This is a genomic window from Lewinella sp. JB7 (assembly GCF_024297185.1).
GTDB lineage: Bacteria > Bacteroidota > Bacteroidia > Chitinophagales > Saprospiraceae > Neolewinella.
Window position 1 is genome coordinate 198,378 of sequence record NZ_JANCTD010000004.1, and the last position, 23,438, is coordinate 221,815.

19 protein-coding genes are annotated in these 23,438 nt (G+C 61.0%); 12 read left to right on the plus strand and 7 right to left on the minus strand.

Features of this window, described 5'->3' with window-relative positions; genetic code table 11:
• Nucleotides 1-56 precede the first annotated feature (56 nt).
• Nucleotides 57-689 carry a GTP cyclohydrolase II gene (gene ribA / locus NMA52_RS09065; protein ID WP_254827342.1) on the plus strand — a complete coding sequence of 211 codons (633 nt, stop codon included), beginning with the start codon at nucleotides 57-59 and terminating at the stop codon, nucleotides 687-689.
• An 11-nt stretch (nucleotides 690-700) separates the two neighbouring features.
• Here ribA and NMA52_RS09070 read toward each other — a convergent pair whose 3' ends face one another.
• Nucleotides 701-2,737: a LamG-like jellyroll fold domain-containing protein gene (locus NMA52_RS09070; protein WP_254827343.1), complete on the minus strand. Its 2,037-nt coding sequence runs from the start codon at nucleotides 2,735-2,737 to the stop codon at nucleotides 701-703.
• 205 nt (nucleotides 2,738-2,942) lie between these two features.
• On the opposite strand from NMA52_RS09070, the gene NMA52_RS09075 reads away from it, so the two are divergent.
• Nucleotides 2,943-4,001, plus strand: coding sequence for an App1 family protein (locus NMA52_RS09075; RefSeq protein ID WP_254827344.1), 1,059 nt, complete (start codon nucleotides 2,943-2,945; stop codon nucleotides 3,999-4,001).
• Between the two features lie 25 nt (nucleotides 4,002-4,026).
• Here NMA52_RS09075 and NMA52_RS09080 read toward each other — a convergent pair whose 3' ends face one another.
• The 5 genes from NMA52_RS09080 to NMA52_RS09100 all read right to left on the minus strand — a co-directional run bounded on the left by NMA52_RS09080 (nucleotide 4,027) and on the right by NMA52_RS09100 (nucleotide 9,828).
• The gene (locus NMA52_RS09080) at nucleotides 4,027-6,399 is read right to left on the minus strand and encodes a thiamine pyrophosphate-dependent enzyme (RefSeq protein WP_254827345.1); all 2,373 of its coding nucleotides are present in this window, start codon (nucleotides 6,397-6,399) and stop codon (nucleotides 4,027-4,029) included.
• 137 nt (nucleotides 6,400-6,536) lie between these two features.
• Nucleotides 6,537-7,313, minus strand: coding sequence for a UDP-2,3-diacylglucosamine diphosphatase (locus NMA52_RS09085; protein ID WP_254827346.1), 777 nt, complete (start codon nucleotides 7,311-7,313; stop codon nucleotides 6,537-6,539).
• A 19-nt stretch (nucleotides 7,314-7,332) separates the two neighbouring features.
• On the minus strand, nucleotides 7,333-8,364 hold the full coding sequence (locus NMA52_RS09090; RefSeq protein ID WP_254827347.1) for an NAD-dependent epimerase/dehydratase family protein: 1,032 nt from the start codon (nucleotides 8,362-8,364) through the stop codon (nucleotides 7,333-7,335).
• A complete protein-coding gene (locus NMA52_RS09095) occupies nucleotides 8,354-9,463 on the minus strand; it encodes an anhydro-N-acetylmuramic acid kinase (RefSeq protein ID WP_254827348.1) in 1,110 nt (369 codons plus the stop codon). The genes NMA52_RS09090 and NMA52_RS09095 overlap by 11 nt, the downstream gene beginning before the upstream one ends.
• Before the next feature lie 2 nt (nucleotides 9,464-9,465).
• Nucleotides 9,466-9,828, minus strand: a complete 363-nt coding sequence (locus NMA52_RS09100) for a cytochrome c (RefSeq protein ID WP_254827349.1) — start codon at nucleotides 9,826-9,828, stop codon at nucleotides 9,466-9,468.
• A 189-nt stretch (nucleotides 9,829-10,017) separates the two neighbouring features.
• Between NMA52_RS09100 and NMA52_RS09105 the strand changes: the two genes are divergently transcribed.
• The 6 genes from NMA52_RS09105 (at nucleotide 10,018) to NMA52_RS09130 (ending at nucleotide 15,449) form a co-directional block, all read left to right on the plus strand.
• Nucleotides 10,018-10,644, plus strand: a complete 627-nt coding sequence (locus NMA52_RS09105) for a 50S ribosomal protein L25 (RefSeq protein WP_254827350.1) — start codon at nucleotides 10,018-10,020, stop codon at nucleotides 10,642-10,644.
• 145 nt (nucleotides 10,645-10,789) lie between these two features.
• Nucleotides 10,790-11,479 (plus strand): hypothetical protein, encoded by a 690-nt coding sequence (locus NMA52_RS09110; protein WP_254827351.1) that lies wholly within the window; start codon nucleotides 10,790-10,792, stop codon nucleotides 11,477-11,479.
• A 112-nt stretch (nucleotides 11,480-11,591) separates the two neighbouring features.
• Nucleotides 11,592-12,335, plus strand: coding sequence for a DUF92 domain-containing protein (locus NMA52_RS09115; protein ID WP_254827352.1), 744 nt, complete (start codon nucleotides 11,592-11,594; stop codon nucleotides 12,333-12,335).
• A 112-nt stretch (nucleotides 12,336-12,447) separates the two neighbouring features.
• The gene (gene gpmI, locus NMA52_RS09120) at nucleotides 12,448-13,986 is read left to right on the plus strand and encodes a 2,3-bisphosphoglycerate-independent phosphoglycerate mutase (protein WP_254827353.1); all 1,539 of its coding nucleotides are present in this window, start codon (nucleotides 12,448-12,450) and stop codon (nucleotides 13,984-13,986) included.
• A gap of 76 nt (nucleotides 13,987-14,062) precedes the next feature.
• A complete protein-coding gene (gene msrA, locus NMA52_RS09125) occupies nucleotides 14,063-14,794 on the plus strand; it encodes a peptide-methionine (S)-S-oxide reductase MsrA (protein WP_254827354.1) in 732 nt (243 codons plus the stop codon).
• Nucleotides 14,795-14,867: 73 nt separating this feature from the next.
• Nucleotides 14,868-15,449 carry a hypothetical protein gene (locus tag NMA52_RS09130; RefSeq protein WP_254827355.1) on the plus strand — a complete coding sequence of 194 codons (582 nt, stop codon included), beginning with the start codon at nucleotides 14,868-14,870 and terminating at the stop codon, nucleotides 15,447-15,449.
• Here the strand turns inward: NMA52_RS09130 and NMA52_RS09135 are convergent.
• Nucleotides 15,446-15,892, minus strand: a complete 447-nt coding sequence (locus NMA52_RS09135; protein ID WP_254827356.1) for a hypothetical protein — start codon at nucleotides 15,890-15,892, stop codon at nucleotides 15,446-15,448. The genes NMA52_RS09130 and NMA52_RS09135 overlap by 4 nt on opposite strands.
• A 120-nt stretch (nucleotides 15,893-16,012) precedes the next feature.
• On the opposite strand from NMA52_RS09135, the gene NMA52_RS09140 reads away from it, so the two are divergent.
• The 4 genes from NMA52_RS09140 to NMA52_RS09155 all read left to right on the plus strand — a co-directional run bounded on the left by NMA52_RS09140 (nucleotide 16,013) and on the right by NMA52_RS09155 (nucleotide 23,437).
• Nucleotides 16,013-17,509 carry a DUF5691 domain-containing protein gene (locus NMA52_RS09140; protein WP_254827357.1) on the plus strand — a complete coding sequence of 499 codons (1,497 nt, stop codon included), beginning with the start codon at nucleotides 16,013-16,015 and terminating at the stop codon, nucleotides 17,507-17,509.
• 21 nt (nucleotides 17,510-17,530) lie between these two features.
• Nucleotides 17,531-18,577 carry a rhodanese-related sulfurtransferase gene (locus NMA52_RS09145; RefSeq protein WP_254827358.1) on the plus strand — a complete coding sequence of 349 codons (1,047 nt, stop codon included), beginning with the start codon at nucleotides 17,531-17,533 and terminating at the stop codon, nucleotides 18,575-18,577.
• 283 nt (nucleotides 18,578-18,860) lie between these two features.
• Nucleotides 18,861-21,785 (plus strand): TonB-dependent receptor, encoded by a 2,925-nt coding sequence (locus tag NMA52_RS09150; RefSeq protein WP_254827359.1) that lies wholly within the window; start codon nucleotides 18,861-18,863, stop codon nucleotides 21,783-21,785.
• Between the two features lie 53 nt (nucleotides 21,786-21,838).
• Entirely contained in the window at nucleotides 21,839-23,437 is a 1,599-nt protein-coding gene (locus NMA52_RS09155; protein ID WP_254827360.1) for a RagB/SusD family nutrient uptake outer membrane protein, read from the plus strand.
• The last annotated feature ends 1 nt before the right edge of the window (nucleotide 23,438 follow it).

The following is a 23,438-nucleotide window of genomic DNA, read 5'->3' on the forward strand; positions in this document are numbered from 1 at the left end:
TACAACCCCCCGTGGCTCCAGGCGTTACCCTAACACGATAACCTCGATCCCGCATTATGCCCGAGCACGGCGACCCCATTATTCTCCCCCCGTCCGAAATCTCCGACGCCACCCGCCGCGCCGAAGCTCTCATACCGACCCCCTACGGCACCTTCCGCATGGTCGCCTACGCCGGGGACGCGGAAGACTATACGCCCCACCTGGCCCTGGTGCACCCCGACATGGATCCCACCGGTGAAGTGATCGTGCGCCTGCACTCCGAATGCATCACCGGCGACCTCTTCGGGTCCATGCGCTGCGACTGCGGCGAGCAACTCGACCGCTCCCTCCGGATGGTGCAGGCCGGCAAGGGCGTCGTGATTTATTTGCGGCAGGAAGGGCGCGGCATCGGCATTATCAATAAGCTGAAGGCTTACCAACTGCAGGACCAGGGCTTCGATACCATCGAGGCAAACATTCACCTCGGACTAGAGGTGGACGGCCGCCATTACGGCGTAGCCCAGGGTATCCTCCAGGATCTTGGGATCGGCAAGATCCAGTTGCTCACCAACAACCCGCTGAAGGTCGACTCCTTCGACGAGGGCCCGATCGAGGTGGTGCGGAGACTACCGATCATCGTGCCCCCGGTCCAGGAAAGCGAGGCTTACCTGAAGACGAAGCTGGTCGGTATGGGCCACTGGCTGAAGTAAAGAAGGGTGGCTTAATTCTTCAGGATCTTTCCGGTGTATACACCCTCCCGTGAGTTCACGGACAGCAGATAAACACCCTTTGGTAACTCGTGTAGCTCTACCATGTTGCTCCGTACGACACCGCGCTTGACCGTCCTGCCGATGTAATCCGTTACCCGGTAGGTCGCCTCCGCAATGTGGGTAAGCATTACTGTACCTGTGGTGGGATTCGGGTAGAGGCTGAGCGTCTCCCCCGTCGACGTCTGACCGATAATCGAAATTACATTCGAGTAAGCGAAGTGCCCGTCCTCGTCGTGTTGCTTCAAACGGTAGTAGACCATCCCGCTGCTGAAGTGAGTATCTACGTACCGATATCGGTTCGCAATTGTGCTATTGCCGGCCCCCGGGACGAAGCCGATGCGTTGCCACTGTCCCCGTTTGTCAGAACGCTCAATATCGAAGCCTTCATTCTGTTCTTCCCGTGCCGTTTCCCACTCAAGCAGGTTGCCGCCAGAGGATCTCTCAGCGTGGAAGTAGGTAAACTCCACGGGCATAACGCTCTCCGCCACAAAGTTAGAGGTGGTACCCGAGAGCGCGAAGTTGTTCAGCTGTAGGGTTTTGCGGTTGACCGTTTCGTCCAGGGCGTTTCTGCGGCAGGGAGCGCTATTTCCACAGCCGCTGCCGTTGTCACCGTTGCCAACCCCCCGGTCGAAGGTGTAGTAGGTTTCGAGACTGGCCTCGTCACCGTTTAACTTTTTGCTCATATCCGCTTGTATCTCCGTCGCCGTCCTGGCCTTAGACCAGAAGCGGAGATCGTCTAGAAAACCGTTTGCGAAGCGGCTGTCGCCCGATTGCAGCAGCGACCCGATCACCAGCGTGAAGTTGCTATTGATATCGGGAACGGTGGCCGCCGACTCGACCACCATCGTTCCGTCGAGGTAAAGTCTGAGTTTGTTATCGGTATCTCTCACGGCCGCGAAATGGTGCCAGGCATTGGCACTCAACGGTGAGGAAGAGGGGGTGTAGATATTTACACCGCCGGTGGGGCCGGCGGGTTGTCGGTGCAGGAATCGTATCGTACTATTGACTACCTCGATGAGGAGAAAGTGGTTGTTCGAAGAGTTAGTGCCGGCGATCAGCGATTGTTGGGTGTTGACGTTGGATAGGTTGAACCAGCCTTCCATTGTGTAGTCCGACCCATTGGCGAAGGACAGATCATAGGCTACGGCATTATCATTATTCCCGTCAAAGTGAAGGCTGTTGGCGGCGGCCGGGGCAACGTAGGGGGATTCCAGGGCTACCCCAGCCACGTAGTTCGAAGCAGATCCGGAGAGGGCGAAGTTATTCAGGATGCCATTAGATCCATTTCCGGTCTGGTCGGGCTCCGAGTTCTCACAGGGGCTACCGCCCGGACATCCGCTGCCGTTGTCTCCACCGGCCGTTCCCCGGTCGAAAGTGTAGTAGCCCGCAAGTCCGGCGGCCGTAATCTCCATTTCATGGTCCATACTTTCATTAATCTCCGAGAGAGTGAGGGCATGCGACCACAACCGGATTTCATCCATTTCACCGGCGAAGGGCCGCGTGAGCCCGCTGTTGTCCAATATTCCAATAAACAGATCCATATCGGAAGGGACATTTGAAACGGAGGAGCCAGAGGTGACCTCCAGAGTACCGTCCACGTAAAGGCGCAGCTTGCTATCGTAGCCCATTACGGCGGCGAAATGGTGCCAGGTGTTGTCGTCAACTACCGAGGTGGAAAAAATCTCCACCCCCCCGCTTGTTCCACCGGGTACCCGATGGAGAAACCGTAGGGTACCATCGGTATGAATTTCAACGGTGACGTTGACGACACCGGAACTTTGCTGGCCGACCAGAATAGCTTGCTTCGTGCCCAGGTCGTCAGTTCGGAACCAGGCTTCTATCGTATAATCGGACCCGGTGGCGAAGTCAGATTGACTGACGGACACGTAGTCGTCGATACCGTCGAAGTGAAGAGAATTTTGGCCTTGCGCAATGAGCGCCGAGGTTCCGTACCAGAGGCACAGAAATAGGGTAAGGTAGTTTTTCATGAGACTAATCGAAAAGGCAGAAGAAGTGCTGGCCACTGATCGAGATCTACTCCCGGAGCAACCGCGGTATGGCAAACCCCACAAACGGGAAAAAAATTTTGTCCGCTGCTAATTATTTTCCCAATCGACATTTTTAACAGTCCATTTATTCTTGGGGAACCTCGGTCGATCTTTTCCGTTTACGCTGGGTCAACACTACTCTGACATGCCCCTCACCAAACTCTCCAAGGACCTCCACCGCGAGTGGGACAACCTCGTCGACCGCCTGCGCTGGGGACACGATAAACCCATCGACGTAGCGAACTACATCGGCTTCGGCCGGCCCGACTTTCTGTACCTGACCGGTCGGGTGCTCCGCGACCGCGGCATCGCCCGCAACGAACGCGACCAGCTGTGGCACAATATCGTTAACAACTTCAAGCGCTTTAACAGCCGGGAGATCAACGACGCCAAAGTCGAAATCACCTGGGGCGGACACGTATTCGAGCGCACGACCGACAGCGAGGGCTACTTCTACGTGGAGCACGCCTGCGACCCGGACGAGGCGCCCAAACTCGACGACGAACTCTGGCAGGAGGCTACCGTACGCGTCGTGGAAACTCCCCTGGACGGTAAGGTGAATTACGTCAGTCACTCCGACGTCGTGCTCCCCCGGGAAGCGGAGTTCGGAATCATCAGCGACATCGACGACACTATCCTGAAAACCGACGTGACCAGCCGCTTTAAGCTCAAGGCGATGATGCATACCCTGCTGAAGAACGCCAGCAACCGGCGGGCCTTCGAGGGGGTATCCGACTTCTACAAGGCGCTGCAGGGGGGGCCGGACGCGGCCGGCTTCAATCCCTTCTTTTACGTATCCAACAGCCCCTGGAACCTGTACGACCTGCTGCTCGACTTTCTGCACCTCAACCACCTGCCCCGTGGCCCCATCATGCTGCGCGACTTCGGCCTGCCGGCGGAGGATACCGTCGTCTCCTACAAAACCCACAAGGCGGATATGGTCGACAAGATCCTGTCGACCTACCCCCACCTGCCCTTCATTTTACTGGGCGATAGCGGTGAAGCCGATACCGATATCTACCTGGAAGCCGCCAGAAACAATCCCGAGCGCATTCTCTGCATCTACATTCGTGACGTGCAGCACGAGCTGCGCGCCCAGCGCATCGAAGACCTGATCGAAGACATCAGTGACATCAACGTAAAACTGGTTGGCAGCTACGAGGAGGCGGCGGCACACGCGCGGATGGAAGGATGGATCCAGTAGGCGCAGCCCGCCGACCGTCAAGTACTCAGAAGGCTACCAGGTCCCGGGCGGCTTCGACGACATCCATGACCTGGGGTTTGCTGGCGTAATTGCCGTCATCGGCGTAGGCGGGACGGTGGACGGAGGCGGTCAGCGTCCGCACCGGCGCGTCGAGCAGCGTGAAGCCCCCCTGTTCCTCAATGATTTGACGCTCGATGTAGGCGGACGTTCCCCCGGGAACGTCTTCGTCGACGATCAGGAGGCGGTTGGTCTTTGCGAGGTGGCCAGCTAGCCGGTGCTCCAGGTCGAAGGGAAGCAGCGTCTGCACGTCGATGACCTCCACTTCGATGCCGTGATTGGCAAGACGTTCGGCGGCTTCAAGGCAAATGCGCACGCAGGCTCCGTAAGTCACCAGGGTAAGGTCGCTACCGGGGCGCAGGACCTCCGGCACCCCCAGCGGGACCCGGAAGTCCTTCAGGTTCTCCGGCTCATTCTCCCGCAGACGGTAAGCGTTGAGCACTTCGATGACGACCGCCGGATCGTCGCCCTCCAGCAGCGTATTGTACATGCCGGCGGCCTGCACCATGTTGCGGGGAACGCAGAGGTGCATGCCGCGTAGGCTCCCGACGAGGGGCGACAGGTAGGAGCCGCTGTGCCAAACGCCCTCCAGTCGGTGGCCGCGGGTGCGGATGATGAGCGGACAGGCCTGCATGCCGTTGCTGCGCCAGCGTAGGGTCGCTACGTCGTCGGTCAGCATGGGCAGGGCGTAAAAGATGTAGTCGAGGTACTGAATTTCGGCGATGGGACGCAGGCCACGCATGGCCATGCCCATGGCCTGACCTACGATCGTCCACTCCCGGATACCCGTGTCGAATACCCGGTGCTTGCCGAAGCGTTCCTGGAGGCCGGCGAAACCCTGGTTGACGTCGCCGATCTCACCCACGTCCTCCCCGAAAGCGAAGAGTTCCGGGCGCTGCTCGAACTTGGCGGCGAAGAAGTGCTGGAGGATTTCGTAGCCCGGTACCGACTTGGGCGTTTCGGGATAGCGTGGTGCGACGCCCCCGAGCCGGAGCGGGGAGCGGGGGGTATTGCTGAGCAGGTTGCTGCCCTTACTTGCGGTCAGTTCACGTTGGGCGTCCCGCAGCCAGTCACGGAGCGGACGCGGCAGTTCCTCCTCCCCGACTTCGAAGCGCAACTGGCGAACGGCGTCGATGAGGTTGGAGAGCAGGGGTTCGGCCATTTGCCGTACGGTCTCTCCAAAGCGCTCGATCGCCGGCGTGCGGTGGCCGTTAGTCGGCAGCAGCGCCAATAGTGCTTCCCGGCGGGCGCGGCGGGGAGCCTGTAGTTTTTCCCAGGCGTTCTTGCGGGCGGCGGCAACCACCTTCTTCGCCTTTTTTTCCAGTTCGTCCAGCTCTTCCGCTTCGGCGATGCCGGTAGCCAGCAGGTAGTGCCGGAACTGCGCCAGACAATCCCACGTCTTTTCCCACTCGAGCCGCTCGGCACTCTTATACCGTTCGTGGCTGCCGCTGGTGCTGTGTCCGTTGGGCTGAGTGAGTTCGCGTACGTGGATGAGGGCCGCCCGGTGTGAGCTGCGCACCTGTCGCGCCACCTCGGGGAACAGCTCGAGCAGTGCCGGATAGTCCCAGCCCTCTACGCGGTGAATATCGATGCCGTTGGTTTCTTCCTCCCGGGCCAGACCTGCCATGGCGGCGCTGATGCTTCCCTTCGTCGTTTGCAGGTCGACGGGTACGGAGATGCCGTATCCATCGTCTACTACGGTACAGATCATCGGTACGCCGGTGACGCCGGCGGCGTTCATGGTTTCCCAGAAGATGCCCTCGGAGGTGGAGGCGTCGCCGATCTCCGTCCAGGCAATCTCGTCGCCGTTACGGGAGTGAAGGCGGGCCGGAAGACGCTCGTCCCTGCGGAACACCTTGGAGGCGTAGGCCAGTCCGAATCCGCGGGCCATTTGTCCGGCCGTAGGCGAGGTAGCGCTGCTGAGGTTAAGTCGCTGGGTCGCATCGAGCCAGTTGCCGTCAGCGTCGATCGAGGCATTGGCGTAATGGCCACCCATTTGCCGACCGCCGCTGAAGGGATCGTTATTTTCGTCGGAGTACAGCTGGGCGAGGATCTGCTCGGGCGTAGCCATGTCGAGCGTCAGCAGGAGGGTATGGCCGCGGTAGTAGTCGGCCCGCCAGTCCCCGTCCCTTACGGCCCGGGCCATAGCGACCTGGTAGAGTTCCTTTCCGTCGTCGCTGACGCCGAATTTGGCGCGGCCGCTGAGTACGTCCTTGCGGATGATGTTACTTAATTCCCGGCTTACCCGACAGATGTAATAGTCCTTGAGGGCGCGTTCGAAGTCAGATTCCGGAATTTTCCGAAAGTCCGCCGTAGTAAGCTCGGGATCTTTTAGGGGCAAAACAAGGTGGTTTAGTGTACGCGGTGGTTAGTCGCAAATTTGGTCTGGGCAATACGTAAAATCCGGCCGGCATATAAGCAATCCAGCCATTGCGAAGGTAACGATATTTTACAATTTCCGGTTGACCCCCCGGGCGGTCAGGGTTGGGGCTGCGCCGGAGCGGGAGCGGTGGAATCCCAACGAAGCAGCGTGGTCTGGTGGGCATCCATGCGCGCATAGGTGCAGGTGTACAGCCACTCACCGAGATTGAGGTAACGCGTGCGCCCGTTGGTGAGGGTGTAGTCGATCGGCAGGTGGCGGTGACCGAAAATGCAGTACGCCAGCTCGGGGTCCGCGGCCAGTTTGCGTTCGGAGTAGGCTACCAGCCACTCCTCCCCGGGACCGAGAAATACGTCCTCCGGTCCCTGGCTTTCCCGACTCTGGTGGCTGAAGTACAGGGCAAGGAACATGGCCAGGTTTGGGTGGAGCCGGGCGTACATCCACTTGGCCCAGCGGGCATTGATGACCTTCTTGAGTCGTTTGTAGCCCCGGTCGCCCGGCCCGAGTCCGTCGCCGTGACCGATCAGTACGCGCTTCCCGTAGAGGGTATGTACGACGGGCTCCCGGTACAGCCGGACGCCGGCTTCTTCCTGAAGGTAGTCGTGCATCCACATGTCGTGATTCCCCGTGAAAACGTGCACGGGTATCCCCCGGTCGGTCAGTTCGGCCAACTTGCCGAGAAAGCGAACGAATCCCCGGGGCACCGCCCGCCGCCATTCGAACCAAAAATCAAACAGGTCGCCCACCAGATAAATGGCCTCCGCCCCCTCCGCCTCGCAGTATTCCAGCCACCGTACGATCTGCCGCTCGCGCTCGCGGCTACTGTGGCGGGCGTCGACGCCGAGATGAAAATCGGATGCGAAGAATACGGGCATGGCGGGAACTACGAATACATTACGAAAGGAGGGGCAGGTAGGTGGGGGGCAGATTGTCTCCCATCTTCCGGCTCAGCTGGAAGGCCCGGCCGGTTTCGCTGACGGTGCGGGAGATGGGAACGTACGACCGCCCGGTAAGCGCCGGATAGTCGGACCCGTCGTAGGCGAAGCGGGCCTGCAACTGCTGATGAGTGGCCCGGGTGATCAGGGGGGGCGTGCCGGCGAGTTTCGCCCGCAGGTGTTCCACGGGCCACAGCAGGGCCGACTGCCAGGCGGGCATGCCGTAGGTAGGCGGAGCGCCGTCGACGCTGGCACTGATCGCCGTCAGTAGATCCTTCCAGCTCAGGTTGTCCGCGGAAAGCAGCATTCGATCCCGGTCCACGCGTCGGTCGAGGAGCGTTATCACTCCCCGGGCAACGTCGCGTACGTCCACGAACCCGGCCGTTCCGAGGGGATAAATACGGCTACCGGTGCCGGCTCTCCGCCACAGTGCCGGCGTATTGCCGCCCTTCCAGTCTCCCGCACCGAGTACCGTGGAGGGATATACCGCGGCGACCGATAGCCCTTCGGCCTGCCCCCGCCAGACTTCGCGTTCCGCGGCAAATTTAGAGCGGGCGTAGGCGGTGTTCGGCTCCTCCAACGGCCACCGATCCGTGACCTTCGTGACCTGCCCGCCATCGATGCGATTCAGGGCGGCTACGGAGCTGAGGTATACCAGTCGTTCACTGCCCGCCTCCAGCATCATGTTGACCAGGTTGGCGGTACCTTCTCCGTTGACCCGGAGCATGTGGTCGGCATCACCCGGCTGATAGGAGACGCAAGCGGCGGCGTGAATGACCGTCGTGATACCGTCCAGGGCGTCCAGTAAACTTTCCGGATCCGTAAGGTCGCCTTCCACCAGAGTGCACCACTCCCCGAGCTCGCTCAGTGTCCCGGTAGCGGAGCCGGGACGAACCAGGGCGGCGAAGGGTCGTCCCTCCGCGGCCAGCGCGTGGGCGAGATAGTAGCCGATGAAGCCGGTGCCGCCGGTCAGTAAAAGCTCAGCCCGCATAAAGCGCGCCATTGATCGTATCGCGTGCCGCGCCCGTGGCCGCCGCCAGACTATTGGGGATACCTTCCCGCCGGAAGAGTGCGCACAGCGCCACGAGCGCCGCTTCCTTGAAATCGCCGGTCTTATCGTCGGCGGTAACGAAGCGCAGGTCCGGCGCGCGAGCTCCCAGGCACTCGATCAGAAAACCGTTCCGGGCACCCCCGCCGGTAACCAATACCTGGCCTTCCTTTCCAGCTTCCTGACCCGCTCGTACCTGAGTGGTCAGGTCACCGGCGATGCGGCCGGCCATCCACCGGGTAAAGGTGGCCAGGCGATCTTCGGTGGCCGCCGGATGATCGCGGAAAAGGGGCCAGAGCGTATCCACCACCCACTGATTGCTCAGCGACTTCGGGTACGGCCGCGCGTGGTAAGGCAGTGCATCCGCCCGTTCGGCCAGTTCGGGAAGGAAAGTTCCGGACCGGGCGAGTGCACCGTCGGCGTCGTAGGCGTGTCCCCGCTCCCGGGCCAGTCGATCGAGGATCTGGCAGCAACCGGTGACGTCCCCGGCGATCAGGCCATCGTCCGGGCGGCGCAGGCTGAAGTTGGCGATCCCGCCGAGGTTGAGGAAGATCGAGTGGTGGGGAAAGAGATGGCGATCGGCCACCGGGGCGAGGGGGGCGCCCTGTCCGCCGGCGGCAATATCACTCCCGCGCAATTCCGCTACCACAGGCAGCTCGACCGCGGCGGCCAGTTGCGCACCGTCGCCAAGTTGGAGGGTGTAGCCGGCGGCGGGTTCGTGAAAGACCGTGTGTCCGTGGTATCCCACGAGCAGGGGATAGATGGAAGAATACTCCCCCAGGAAGGCCGCGGCGCGTTGCCCGACGTACCGCCCCAGTTCCGCGTGCAGCTGCCACAGGTCGGGGGCGCTCAGCGTGCCGGAAGACCGGAGCCGATCGCTCCACGCATCGGGATACGGATCGGTGATGGCCGCTTTGACGGACCACTCCCGCACGGGCCGGGGATCACCGGGCGAAAGCGTGAAATCGCAGACGGCCAGGTCGAGCCCGTCGAGCGAACTGCCCGACATGATGCCGAGTACGGTATGCCGGGTAGTAGCCAAGCTTACTGTTCCAGGGCCTTATTGAACGACATGGTGTACTTGGCCATGGCTTCGATCTCCTCCTCGCTCAGGATCTCTCCGAAGGCGGTCATGACCCCGTTCTCACTACCGTTGGTGATAATATTGACGCGGTAGGCCAGGTCGCGGTCCGATTCCTGAAGGTTAGCCGCCCCGTTAGTACCCATATCACCGTAGAGACCATGACAAGCGATGCAGCGGATCTTCCAAATCTTCTTTACGTCAATGTCCTGGGCCTTCGCCGTGGCCGGAGCCGTGGCGGGTGCCTCGGAGGGCGTGGTATCTTCACCACCACCGCAGGCGAGGGCAATCAGGGCGATAAAAACGAGGGGGAAGAGCCTTTTCATGGTCTTGAATTACGTTAAATTTGAATGTGGCGGGAAAGGTAAGGTAAGCCCGCCTATATACAATCCCGGCGCGCCAACATTGTTGTAATTCACCGGTGGTGGAAACTTTTTAGCCCCAACGGTACCTTAAGCTCCGATAACTTCTTATCTTTGCGGGCCGTAAGCGAAACCGCGCGAAAGAATTAACGTATGGAAACTATAACTGTCAACGGCGAGATCCGTGAGAACCTCGGTAAGAAGTCATCCAAGGAATACCGCCGCGAAGGCCTGGTCCCCGCTGTCGTGTACGGTATGGGTGACCCCGTTCACTTTACCGTCCGGGCCCTGGACGTGCGTGACCTCATTTACACCGCCGAATTCAAACTGGCCGAAGTGAACGTCTCCGGCCAATCCTACCGCGCCATCGTGAAGGATTACCAGTTCCACCCCGTCACCGACGAGCTGCGTCACCTCGACTTCCTCGCTCTCGAAGACGGCCGCACCATCAAGGTGGAAGTGCCCGTCACCTTCACCGGCACCAGCCCCGGTGTTCGTGGCGGTGGTAAGCTGCAGCAGTCCGTACGTCGCATCAAGATCAAGACCACTCCGGAGCACCTGGTCGACAACCTGACCCTCGACATCAGCAAGCTGGAGCTCGGTCAGAGCATCCGCGTGCGCGACCTCGACCCCATCGAGGGCGTCGAGATCCAGAACCCCGGCGGTCAGCCCATCGCTACGGTCGAAGTTCCCCGCGCCCTGCGCTCCGCCGCCACGGCCGAGAAGAAGGCCAGCGAGAAGGAAGCCAAGAAAGCCGCGAAGGCACCGGCCGCGGAGTAAGCTCCCCGGTTTCCAAATCAGAAAGGGCAGGCATCACCAGGATGCTTGCCCTTTTTGCTTTTGTTCGCGCCGTGAGTACAAACACAATTTGTTTTAGCTGGCGGCATTCCCTATTTTTGGTGGCACTTACTGATCGCCACACCCAATGAAAAAGCAAAAAGTCAACCGGAAGTACAACTTCCCCGATGCCGATCTCTACCAGATGGCCATGGACAGCATCCGCCTGGCGCAGCGCGACCTGGACCGTTTCCGCGCGGGCTACCAGTACGACGGCCACCGCCTGAAGGGATTTCACGACCGCTGTCAACGCTTCGTGGAAATGCCCCACGACGACGAGCTGCTCGGAGACCAGATGATCGTGACCGATAAGAAGTACGACGCGGCGGAAAAACTCCGTCACGCCATCCGCTCCGTCATGACCCGCGTGCGCATGGCTTACAGCAATCGCACCGGCCGCTACCGCAAGTTCGGCACCGCCAAATTGGGTGACATGACCGACGCTCAGCTGCTCTTCTGCGGTCGGCGGGTCATCCGCGTCGCCCGGGCCCAGTGGGATTTCCTGGCCGATACCGGCCTCAACGAAAGTCACCTCGAACGGCTCGCCAAAGCCTGTCAGGCCTTCGAACTCGCCATGAACATCCAGCAGGATAAGGTGGCGGACCGCGACATCAGCGTGGAATCGCGGATCGACCTCGGTAATCTCATTTACGATGAACTGATCCTCGTCTGCGACATCGGTAAGGACATCTGGGCCGAAACGGACCGCGCGAAGTACGACGCCTATTGTATTTACGACAGCAATATGGAGCAGAAACGGATTGCTAAGGGGAGTTAGGGGGGGGGTAGTTCTTTAGGGGTTAGTAGTTTAGGCGTTAGTTCTTTAGGGGGGGAGTAGTTTAGGCAGTTAGTAGTTGGGGGCGATGATCGGAGGGGTGGTAGCTTTGGGTATGGTGAACTGGCTTTTGTTCGGGGTAGGGGCGGTGGCCTTCGGGTTGACGACGTGGCGGCGGGGAAGCCTGACCGCGGGGGGAGCCGTAACCGCCGTGGTGATCGGGACGGTAGTGACCGCGATGGCAGGTGTGCCGTGGTTGCTTCCGCTCTTCGTGTTTTTTCTGAGCAGCAGCGTGCTGGGCAGGATGCTGCCGGCGGGGACCGACGCCGGAGACCATAAGGACAAACAGCCCCGGGACGCGGTACAGGTGCTCTGTAACGGTGGGGTTTACGCGGTACTGGCGGGGGTCGGTGCCGATCCGGAATTGCTGCTCGTAAGCCTCGCGGTAGCCACCTCGGATACCTGGGCGAGTGAGATCGGCAAGTACGTGCGGCAGCCTACCTACGACGTGCTGCGCCTGCGGCGGGTACCACCGGGACTGAGTGGCGGCGTATCCCTGGCGGGGACGGTCGGCGGGGCCGCGGGTGCCGCGGTTATCGGAATGCTGGCTTTTTTGGTGGGGCCCGCAGACATTAGCGGGACCGTGGTGTACGTAGCGATCTGGGGCTTTATCGGAATGCTGGTGGACTCCCTCCTGGGGTCGGCACTACAGGCGCGCTACGCAGACGTCGACGGTGTGCTGTCGGACGTCGCCCGGCCGGGGGGTCGGCTCGTGGGGGGGCTGCACTGGATGACGAACGACCTCGTGAATCTGATCGCAATTGCGGTAACGGTGGCTTTAGCGACGGCGATTGGATAAAAAGGTACGCGCTTTCACGTCGGAGGATGCCGGAAGTCTTTGCTTTGCTTGGTAGGTGCGGCACCCGCGGCCCCGCCAAAAGATTTTACCTTCGCGGCAAAATGACAACGTAATGGACGCCGCCAAAAGCTTACTGGTAATTCTCGACGGCTGGGGAATCGGTCAACGCCCGGAAGCGGACGCACTGGCCCAGGCCCACACCCCGAACTTCGACCGGATCTACCGCGACAACCCCCACGCTACCCTGGTCACCTACGGCGAGGAAGTGGGGCTGCCGGAAGGTCAGATGGGAAACTCGGAGGTGGGTCACCTCAATCTCGGCGCCGGTCGCGTAGTCTACCAGAGTTTCGCTCGCATCAATAAGGCGATCCGCGAAGGAGAACTTCAGCAACTGGAAACCCTACAGAATGCCCTGCGCTACGCCCGCGAACGGGGCAAGGCCTTTCACCTCATCGGGCTGGTCAGCGACGGCGGCGTACACAGTCACATCAACCACCTTCTGCGACTCACCGACATTGCCACGGCGGCGGGCAACGAACGCATCTACGTACACGCCTTCACCGACGGGCGCGACGTGGCCCCCACTTCCGGAAGGGGCTTCATCAGTACCTTGCTCGACCACATTCAGGATCAACCTACCCAGCTGGCTACGGTAGCGGGTCGTTTTTACGCCATGGACCGCGATACCCGCTGGGAACGCATCGCCGAGGCCTACCACGCCATGGTCAACGGGCAGGGTCGCAAAACCCGGGACGTACTCTCCGCCATGCAGGCCGAATACGACGAAGGGACGACGGATGAATTCCTTCACCCCCTGATCCTGACCGACGACGAAGGCGACCCCGTTGCCCGGATCGAGCCGGGGGACGTGGTGATGTGCTTCAACTTCCGCACCGACCGGCCCCGGCAAATCACGCGGGCCCTCACCCAGGAGGATTTCCCCGAGCATAAAATGTACCGCATTCCGAACCTGCGCTACATCTGCCTGACCCAGTACGACGAAAAGTATACCGGAGTCGAGGTGCTGTTCACTCCGGACGACCTGACCAAGACCATGGGACAGGTCGTCAGCGAAGCCGGAAAGACGCAGTTGCGGATCGCGGAGACGGAGAAGTACGCCCACGTGACCTTCTTCTTCAGCGGGGGCCAGGAGGATCAGTTCCCCGGCGAACGCCGCATCCTGATCGATTCGCCACGCGACGTGGAAACCTACGATCAGAAACCGGAGATGAGCGTCTACGCCGTCACGGAGGCCGCCATCCGCGACATCGAGGAGCGTGGCCCCGATTTTATCTGTCTCAATTACGCCAATACCGACATGGTCGGACATACAGGCAACTGGGACGCCGCCATACGGGCCGCCGAGGCCGTGGACGAATGCCTGGGGCGTTTGCTTACCGCCGCCCAGGTGCACGACTATCACTGCATCGTACTGGCCGACCACGGAAACAGCGACGTGATGATCAACGAGGACGGTAGCGTAAATACCGCGCACACCACCAATCCGGTGCCCGTCGTATACGTGGGCCCGGCCGTCGATCGCGTTCGGTTGCGTACGGACGGTAAGCTGGGTGACGTGGCCCCTACCCTGCTGGAGCTGATGAAGATCCCCCAACCCCGGGAAATGTCGGGCGTGAGTCTGCTGCGTTGATGCCTGACCGGTAGCGGATGCGTAACCAAACCTCCGGCGGGCGTGTTGGTTAGGAGCATAACGAACCCGTGAACCGATGAAACGATTTTTTCCCTTCCTGCTGCTGGCTATTGGGCTATTCGCCTGCGACAGTCAGCGCAGCACCGCCACTACGACCACCGCGGAAACCTCCCCGGCTGCGACCACTAATTCCCGGCCCGGCGACGAGCAACTGGCGGGGAAAATCAGCATCGAAGCCCTCGACGCCCAGTATCCCGACGCCGAAAAAGCTTACTTCGCCGGCGGGTGCTTTTGGTGCACGGAAGCATCCTTCACCCGTATTCAGGGGGTAAAGGACGTATATAGCGGATACGCCGGCGGAGAGCTGGAAAACCCCACCTACGAGGACAGCAACACGAAGACCAGCGGGCACGCCGAGAGCATCGTGGTGTACTACGACCCCGACGTCATCACGTACGACAAACTGCTCGACGTTTTCTTCGTCGCCCACGACCCCACCCAGCTCAACCGCCAGGGACCCGACGTCGGTCCGCAGTACCGCTCCACCATCTTCCCCCTCAATGACGCGCAGCGCAGCGCGGCCGAAGCCAAGATTCGCGCCCTCGACGAAAGCGGCAAGTTCAGCCAACCCATCGCGACCACCATCGAGGACCCCATCCGCTTCTGGGTGGCCGAACCCTACCACCAGGACTACTACGAAAACCCCAGTAACCCGAACCAGGGCTACGTGCAGGGCGTCAGTAAGCCGAAGGTCGATAAGGTCATGCGGGAGTTCAACGACATCCTGAAGCCGGAGTACCGGCAGTAGGTCCGCACCACCGGCGGGAGGACCCCAGCAGGCCGTCCGGTCCGGGACGAGGCCCGCCCAATTCCCTATACCAATGCACGACATCGAGCCCCACTTCCAGTGGCGCGACAAGTACCGCGCCGAAGACGATTCCTCCTCCCCCTTCTACGGGAGACGCTATAGTGAGTTCAGCTACTCCAACCGGGTATACAACTACCTGCTTCATCCCCAGTGGGACGAGTTCGGCTCCGAAACCCTCTACCTGAAGGTCCTCTTCGTGGACTACGACGAACGGTACGCCATCATCGAGTTGATCGGGGAGTGGAACGATGCCCTCCACAACGATTCGATGCACCTGAAGCGGGAGGTGATCGACTACCTGGTTGCCGAAGGCATCACGCAGTACATCCTAATCATGGAGGGGGTCCTTAATTTCCATTCGGACGCCGACGATTACTACGAAGAGTGGCACCAGGAAATCGTGGACGCTAACGGCTGGATCGCCATGCTCAACGTACTTGATCACGTCCGGGACGAAATGAACGACGCGGGACTGGACAAATTCATCCGCTTCGGCGAGCACCTTAACCACCTCACCTGGCGCCCCCAGAAGCCCCGGCGGGTGCACGAGGCGATCGAAGGCCTACTGCAGACCGACACGAAGCGTGTGTACTAGGCCCGTTCCTTCTTTTGCTTTTTGAGAATCATGCGCCCGCGGCGACGAGTGTCGCTGAAGGTATGGTCACTGACTTCCTGCCAGTAGCCCCGCAATTCGCTGTCCCACAGGTCGGGTTTATACACGATCTGGTACTGCCGGTTGAATTCCGGCATGATGGCGTTGTCCCCGTCGCCCACGAACGAAATTTCCACCAGCGACAGGGAGCGGTCGCCGTAGTAATACCCGCTCAGGTCCATGCGCAGCACCTTCCCGTCGGGCAGCGTGACGTAGCTGCGTCCGGTCACCCGGCTACCGTCGGTGGTGATGTACAGTTGCATCGGCAGGGCCTCGTTGGAGTAAATGCCGCCTACCGTCATGGTGCCTTCCCAGAGCCCGTCCAGGGAGGTCTGGGCGGTCAGCAGCAGGGGCAGTAGGAAGACGGAGAAGAGAAAAGCTTTCATCACGGCAGGATGGGGGTAAGAAGACGGGACGTTCCCCTTTGGCGGGTGACCGAGTGAAGAAACGGAATTTTCCGCGGCTTCGTTGCGGGCCGGTAGGTCGGCCGCCTTACTTTGGGCCCCGTGACCACTCCCCCGCCCTATTCTTCCCTGTTGCGCGCCGTGACCCTGGGAACCGCCCGCCGCGATCCGCCCGCGGAAGTGGCAACGTGGCTCGCATCCCTCGACGCAGTCGATCCGACCGCCGACGATGCGGAGCGGCTACTGGCGGCGATCGCTGTAGGGGAACGCCTGGAACGCCTTCGTCCGCACCGCGCGCGCCCGCCGTCCGGGCCCGCGGACGTCGCGCCCGCCGAGACGGGCTCCCCGCCCGCCCTCCGGCTCGCGCGCGGACTGCAGCTTATGCTGGAAGGGACCTATACCGAACTGCTGGACGAAGGGATCGACCTTGTACTCGAGCGGAAAACTTACGTTCCCCCGCCCCTGTTGCCGGCCTTGCTCCAGCGCGCCGCCGCCCTGATGGAGGAAGATTTCCCCCGTGCCCGGACGTACGTACGCGCCGGTGGACGGCGCGCTAACTGGCTGGCCGAGCGCAATCCTGACTGGGCCGAACTGGCTACGGGCTTCGACTACGTCCGGGCCTGGCGAGCCACTGATCAACCGTCGCATCGGGCGAAACTGCTCGCCCGGTGGCGGTTCACGGCTCCGGACGCCGCCCGGGAAGCGCTGGCGAAGGGCTGGTCCGACCAGAGCCCCCGCAATCAGGAGATACTACTGGAAGGAATGGCGGTGGGCCTTTCCGCGGCGGATCATTCCTGGTTGCGCGAAAGCCTCTCCCCGAAACGTAAGGGTGTGCGGCGCGTGCTCACGGCCTTACTGCTGCGGGCCGGGGAGCCGGAGGCAATAGCCGATCTGGGGGAGCTCGCCCGGGCGATCGTCAGCGAAGGGGGCGATCTGCGGACCACGGTTGTCCACGCTGAACACAAGGAACTGCTGAAGAAATACGGAGGACTGAAGGCCCCGCAGACCCTGGACCAGTGGTTGCTGGAAATTATGCCCCCCTCCAGCTGGGACGAATGGGTAAAACTGAAGCCGCCAACCTGGTGGTTATCTCTCAAGCCTTTACAAGTCCGGAGCGTAGGACGGGCGGTAGCCACTTTCGACAATCCGGGGCGGAAGGTGGAATTTCTGGACTTCCTGCTACGGGAGAGTCCGCCACAATTCCCCGCCGAACTGGGCGTGGAGCTCGTCCGCCAGCTACCGGACGCCGCCTTCGACCGCCTGTACGAGTCTTTACTCACCGATCAGCGCGATGCCCTGCGGTTGCGGGGACTGCCCCGGTGGCTGGCGCTAAACCGTCGTTCGGCCTGGTCCGAGCGGCTCACCCGGGCGATGGTGAGGCGGCTGCTGGACGACCTGGAAAACCGGCAGCTCGATTACGCCACCCAGCGTGATTTGGCGCTGCACTGGAAACTTGCCACGCCGCTCCTGCACCCCGCGGTCTTCTCCTGGTTGCGGCAGCAACTGCATTCCGCCACCGAGCGCTACGACGCCTTCGGTAAACTGGCCACCACGATGTTGCAGACAACGGCCTTCCGGCGGGAGCTGAGCCGGACCTAATGCCTATCTTTGCGGCCGCTTATGGAAGGGAATCACGAACTACGCAACTTGCTGTCCCGGGAGCAGTTACAGGCCCGGCTGGACGCGGAGACCGAACCCCGGACGACGCTGTCGTTCTACCGCTACGCCCGCATCGACGATCCGCAGGCTTTCCGGGATGCGTGTTACGCCCGCTGGTCGGTCCTGGGTGTCCTCGGGCGGATATACATCGCCCGGGAGGGGATCAACGGGCAACTTTCCGTGCCAAGTTCGCGGCTGGATGAGTTTCGGCAAGCTCTGTACAGCGTACCCTTTCTGGAGGGGACGCGGCTGAATATCGCCATTGAGGCCGAGGCAAAATCCTTCCTCAAGCTCATCGTGAAGGTGCGCCCCAAGATCGTGGCCGATGGGCTCGACGACGACACCTTCGACGTAACCCGTCGGGGTCGCCACCTCAGTGCCCGGGAAGTGAACGAACTGCTGGACCGGGAGGATACGGTGGTCGTCGATATGCGGAACCACTACGAGAGTGAAGTAGGCTACTTCCGGGGGGCCATCCGCCCGCAGGTGACCAACTTTCGCGAAATTCTGCCCGTCGTGGAGGAACTGCTGGAAGACAAGAAAGATCGGGAGATCGTCATGTACTGCACCGGGGGGATTCGCTGTGAGAAGGCCAGCGCCTACTATCTCCACCGGGGATTCGGCCGCGTGAGCATGGTCGACGGAGGCATCATCGAATACGCCCGTCAGTGCGAGCAAGAAGGGCTGGAAAAGAAATACATCGGTAAGAACTTCGTCTTCGACGAGCGACTCGGAGAGCGCATCACGGAAGACGTGGTGAGCCGGTGCCACCAGTGTGGGCACCCGACCGATCGCCAGCTCGACTGTGCGAATACCGCCTGTCATATCCTGTTCGTACAGTGTGAGGCCTGCGCCACGACCTACGAAAACTGCTGCTCACCGGAATGCCGGGACTTCAACCGGCTGCCCGCCGAAGAACGCGACCGACTGGGGCCCGGCAGGCTATTTAACGGTCAACGTTTTGGCAAGGCTATGTTAAGCGCGCACGGAGAGGAGGACAAGAAATAGCTGTACCTACATCGTAAGTATTTGATTATCAGCCACCATATTTTTCAATAAAAGTTCCACCCGCTTAACTTTGAGTTAACTTTAGCTTAACTTAGCGCGGAATTTCTGATAAATGAGCTGTTTGTACGGCTCGGCAAAGAAACTCAATATGGAAATTTCGGCCGTCCTTGGCCGGAGTTTTAGCTTGTTCGATCGCAAAACGCACCAAGGCGTGCCCCAAGTTTTCTTCAAAAACCACTCGTATATGGAGTTTAGTCGTTTACCCAGACCGTTCTGCGTTCTGATGATCCTTCTATTATATGTCGGAGGCCTCAGCGCGCAGCGCACGGTTATCGGGCAGGTCGTAGATACCGAAAACACACCGCTGATCGCGGCCACCGTGCAGGTGAAGAATACGACCACCGGAACGGTCACGGACGTCGACGGGAAGTTTGAGCTGACCGTTGGCGAAAACGCGAATACGCTGGTCGTGTCCTACCTGGGCTACGTGACCCGGGAAGTGGGTATCGTACCCGGCCCGCTGACGATTACGCTGCGAACCAACGATAACCTGCTGGACGAAGTCGTGGTCGTCGGCTACGGTACCGTGCAGAAAAGCGATGTCGTAGGCTCTGTGACCAGCGTAGACGTAGACGAGGCCACCGCCATTCCGACTACCAACGTAGCGGAAATGCTGCGGGGCCGGGCGCCGGGGGTACAGGTCAACCTGGCCGACCCGCGGCCGGGGGGCACTTCGAATATCGTCATCCGGGGCAAGGTGTCCCTGGTCGGCAACGACCCGCTGGTGATCGTCGACGGCGTACCCTACGATAACATCAACGACGTGGCACCGGAAGACATCACCTCCATCGAAGTGCTGAAGGACGCATCCAGTCAGGCCATCTACGGTGCCCGGGCCGCCAACGGCGTGATCCTCATCACCACCCGCCGCGGCAAGGAAGGGAAGCTGCAGGTGAACTACCACGGCTACGCCACGGTGCAATCGCTTACCAAAAACTTTGACCTCTATAACGGGGAAGAGTTCGCTCAGGTAAGACGGGAAGCGCAGCGCACCGACAACAACGACATGTACCTCGACGACGAGATCATCTTCGAACCCCAGGAGCTGCAGACACTGCAGCAGGGTGACTACGTAGACTGGGAAGACCTGGTACTCGAGGACGCGCTCATCCAGAGCCATTCCCTCACCCTCGCCGGGGGCGGGCAGAATACCAAGGTGTACACCAGTCTGAACTACTTCGATCAGGACGGTCTCATCCCCACCTCCGGCTTCAAGCGGGGGGCCATTCGCCTCAACGTGGATCAGCGGGTGAGCGACCGTATATCGCTGCAGGGCAACGTAAATTTCCAGAAGAGCCAGCAGGACATCGAGTCCTCCTCCCTCAACTTCATCAATATTTCTCCCCTGGCCCGCCCCTTCGACGACAACGGGGACCTGGCCAAGTTTCCGCTCGGTGAAGGCAGCACGACGGTCAACCCACTCTGGAACATCCGCGAGTCGGACAACCAGCGGGAAACCACCCTGGTCGACCTCAACTTCGTGGGCAACTACGAATTGCTCCCCGGACTGAGCTACAAGCTCAACACCTTCTTCCGCAACCGGGCCGCGAACCAGGGACTCTACCGCTCCTCCCAGCACTCGGAGGGCGACGCCGACATCCAGGGGCTGGCCACGCTGACCAACACCTTCTACCGGGAGTACCTGCTGGAAAACATCGTGAATTACTCCCCCGAGATCAACGAGAACAACAAGCTGGATCTCCTCTTCGTGCAGGCTACCAACCAGCGCAACTCGGAGGAAACAAGCATTACCAAGTCGGGCTTCCCCAACGACGCCCTGGGCTTCAACGGCAACGCCAGCGAGGTGCGCGGCAACTCCCGTGACGTGACCCGCCGCCGGCTGGTTTCCTTTCTGGGCCGCGTACGGTACAACCTCAACGATCGTTACCTGCTGACGCTGACCATGCGGGCCGACGGTTCCAGCGTATTCGCCCAAAACAACAAGTGGGGCTACTTCCCCGCCGCCGCCGTCGCCTGGAAGGCGCACCAGGAACCCTTCCTGCGGGACATCTCCGCCATCACCCAGCTCAAATTGCGGGTGAGCTACGGCTCCACGGGCAACGAAGGCATCGACCCCTCCCAGTCGCTGGGCGTGGCCGACGATCTGCCCTACACCTTCGGTGGCGTGACCGCCGGCGGATTCGCCCCCCTCACGCGGTTGCCCAACCCCAACCTGAAGTGGGAAACCACTACCACGCTCAACGCCGGCATCGATTTCGGTTTCTGGAACAACCGCCTGCTCGGTACGGCCGAATACTACGTATCGAGTACGACCGACTTCCTGCTCGACCGCGCGCTGGCGGGCACGACGGGCTTCACCGTCACCCGCTTCAACATCGGGGAAGTGGAGAACCGGGGCGTCGAACTGAGTCTCGCCTACGATGTAGTCCGCAACGAGAATCTGCGGTGGAACGTCGGTGCCGTCTGGTCCGCAAACCGCAACAAGATCATCAGCCTGGATGGATCGACGGACGAGAACGGCGAGCCCATCGACTTCGTCTCCCAGGGCCTCTTCATCGGAGAGCCCATCGACAACATCCGCCAGCGGGTGTTCGATGGCATCTTCCAGGCGGACGACGACATCGCCAACTCCGCCCAGCCCGACGCCATGCCCGGCGACGTGCGGGTGGTCGACCTCAACGGCGACGGTATGATCACCGACCTGGACCTGCGGGTGTTCCGCGAAAATCCGGACTGGTACGGCTCTCTCAACACCACCCTGACCTGGAAAGGCTTCGATCTGTTCGGCGATCTCTACTTCGTCAGTGGTGCCCTGAAGCTCAACCCCTACCTGGCCGACTTCAACCTCGGCGGTACGCTACAGGGGGCCCGCAACGGCATCAAGGTGAACTACTACACACCGGAAAATCCCAGCACGGAGTTCCCGCGCCCCCGCCCCAACACTCCCTCCAATCTCTTCGCTCTGGCCGTAAAGGACGCCAGCTACCTGCGCCTGCGGACCCTGACGCTGGGGTACACCATCCCCCCCGCTACCGTCGGCCGGATTGGCCTGGGCAGCATCAAGGTCTACGCGACCGGCACCAACCTCTTCACGGATACCGAGTACAAATCGTACAGCCCGGAGGTGAACCCCGGAGCCTTCCCGGACGCGAAGGGCTACACTTTCGGCCTTAAGGTCGGCTTCTAAACTATTCAATCCCCCACCGGCCGCCCCCGGCCAACGGTCAAAGTAATACGTATATGAACCTAGCTTGTAAATCATTCGGAGGGCACGCCTACTGGCTCCTCTCCCTGTTGTTCCTGCTGACTTCCTGCCAGGAATTTCTGGAGGACGAACTGCTGTCCGAAACCTCCGTCGACTATCTCTACAGCACGCCCGCGGGCCTGGAGGATGCCGTAGTGGGCCTTTACGCCCTCAACCGGGCCTACATCGAATCGGGTGCCGGTAACAACGACCACCGTGCGCTCATCATGCAAGCCAAATCCGATCTCACCCTCGGCCGCGCCGGTGAAATCGCCCTCTACGCCCGCCTGGGATGGGGCCGCGACCTCACCACCGGCGGACAGGGCGGCTACAGCCACTACTGGCGCAATTACTACCGGATCGTCGACCGGGCCAACGCCGTCATCGCGGCCGCCGAGACCGTCGCCTTCGACGAAAGCGACCTGGACCGCAAGAACCGGATCCTGGGCGAAGCCCGTACCATGCGCGCCAACGCCTACTTCACGCTCTACCGGATGTTCAACAACATCTTCATCACGACCGAGCCGACCTCCCCGGAAAACGCCTTTGACGTTCCCCAGGACAAGAGCAGTCCCGAAGAAATTTTCGCGCTCATCAATGCCGATCTTGATTTCGCCATTGAAAACCTTGACTGGACGACCCCGCAGTTCGGTCGGTGGACCCAGGCATCCGCTCGCCACCTCAAGGCGAAAGTGGCCATGTGGCAGGGCAACTGGGCCGAAGCGATCACCCAGTCCGAGGCCGTCATCAACAACGGCAGCTACAACCTGCTGTCCAACACCGGCGAAGTCTTTGCTGGCGACCTCAATCATTCCGAAACGCTCTTCGCCATTCAGTTCGAGGATGGCGTGATCGGAGGCGGCACCCGCAACCAGATCCACTTCAACCTCGTCGCCAACTACCTGGAAATTCCGGGCGTCGTGCGGTCCAGCGAAAACGGTGGCCGTGGTGCGTCGCTGCTCGTACCCAACAACTACCTGGTCGACCTGCTGGCCGAGGATCCCAACGATACCCGCGACGACGGCACCTACATGATCAGCCGGTACCGCTACAACGATCCGGCCACCCTGCCGCCGGGCGTACAGATCGGCGACACGATCAACATTTACGACCGCGACAGCGAGGACCCGAACAACTTCCGCCAGTACTATAAGACCCTGAATCCGGGCGTGCTGAAGTTCCAGCAGCGCGACGCGGATCCTAACGAGGCCAATACCATCAAAAACATCATGGTCTACCGCCTGGCGGAAACCTACCTGATCTCCGCCGAAGCGCATATGCGGCAGGGTAATACGGCCATGGCCCTGGAGCGCCTCAACGCCATCCGTACGCGCGCCGGTGCCGCCCCCGTAACGGATGTGACCCAGGAAACCATCCTCGACGAACGCGCCCGCGAACTCTTCTTCGAGGGACAGCGTTGGTTCACCCTCAAGCGGATGGGCGTGCTGGTCGAGTACATTCAGGACCACGCCGGTAACGATAACCTGCAGAGCATCGCGCGCGAACGCATCACGCCGATCCAACAGAACATCTTCATTCCGGAAGCGGAAATTCAGCTGCTGGGCCCCAACTATCCCCAGAACGAAGGCTACTAAC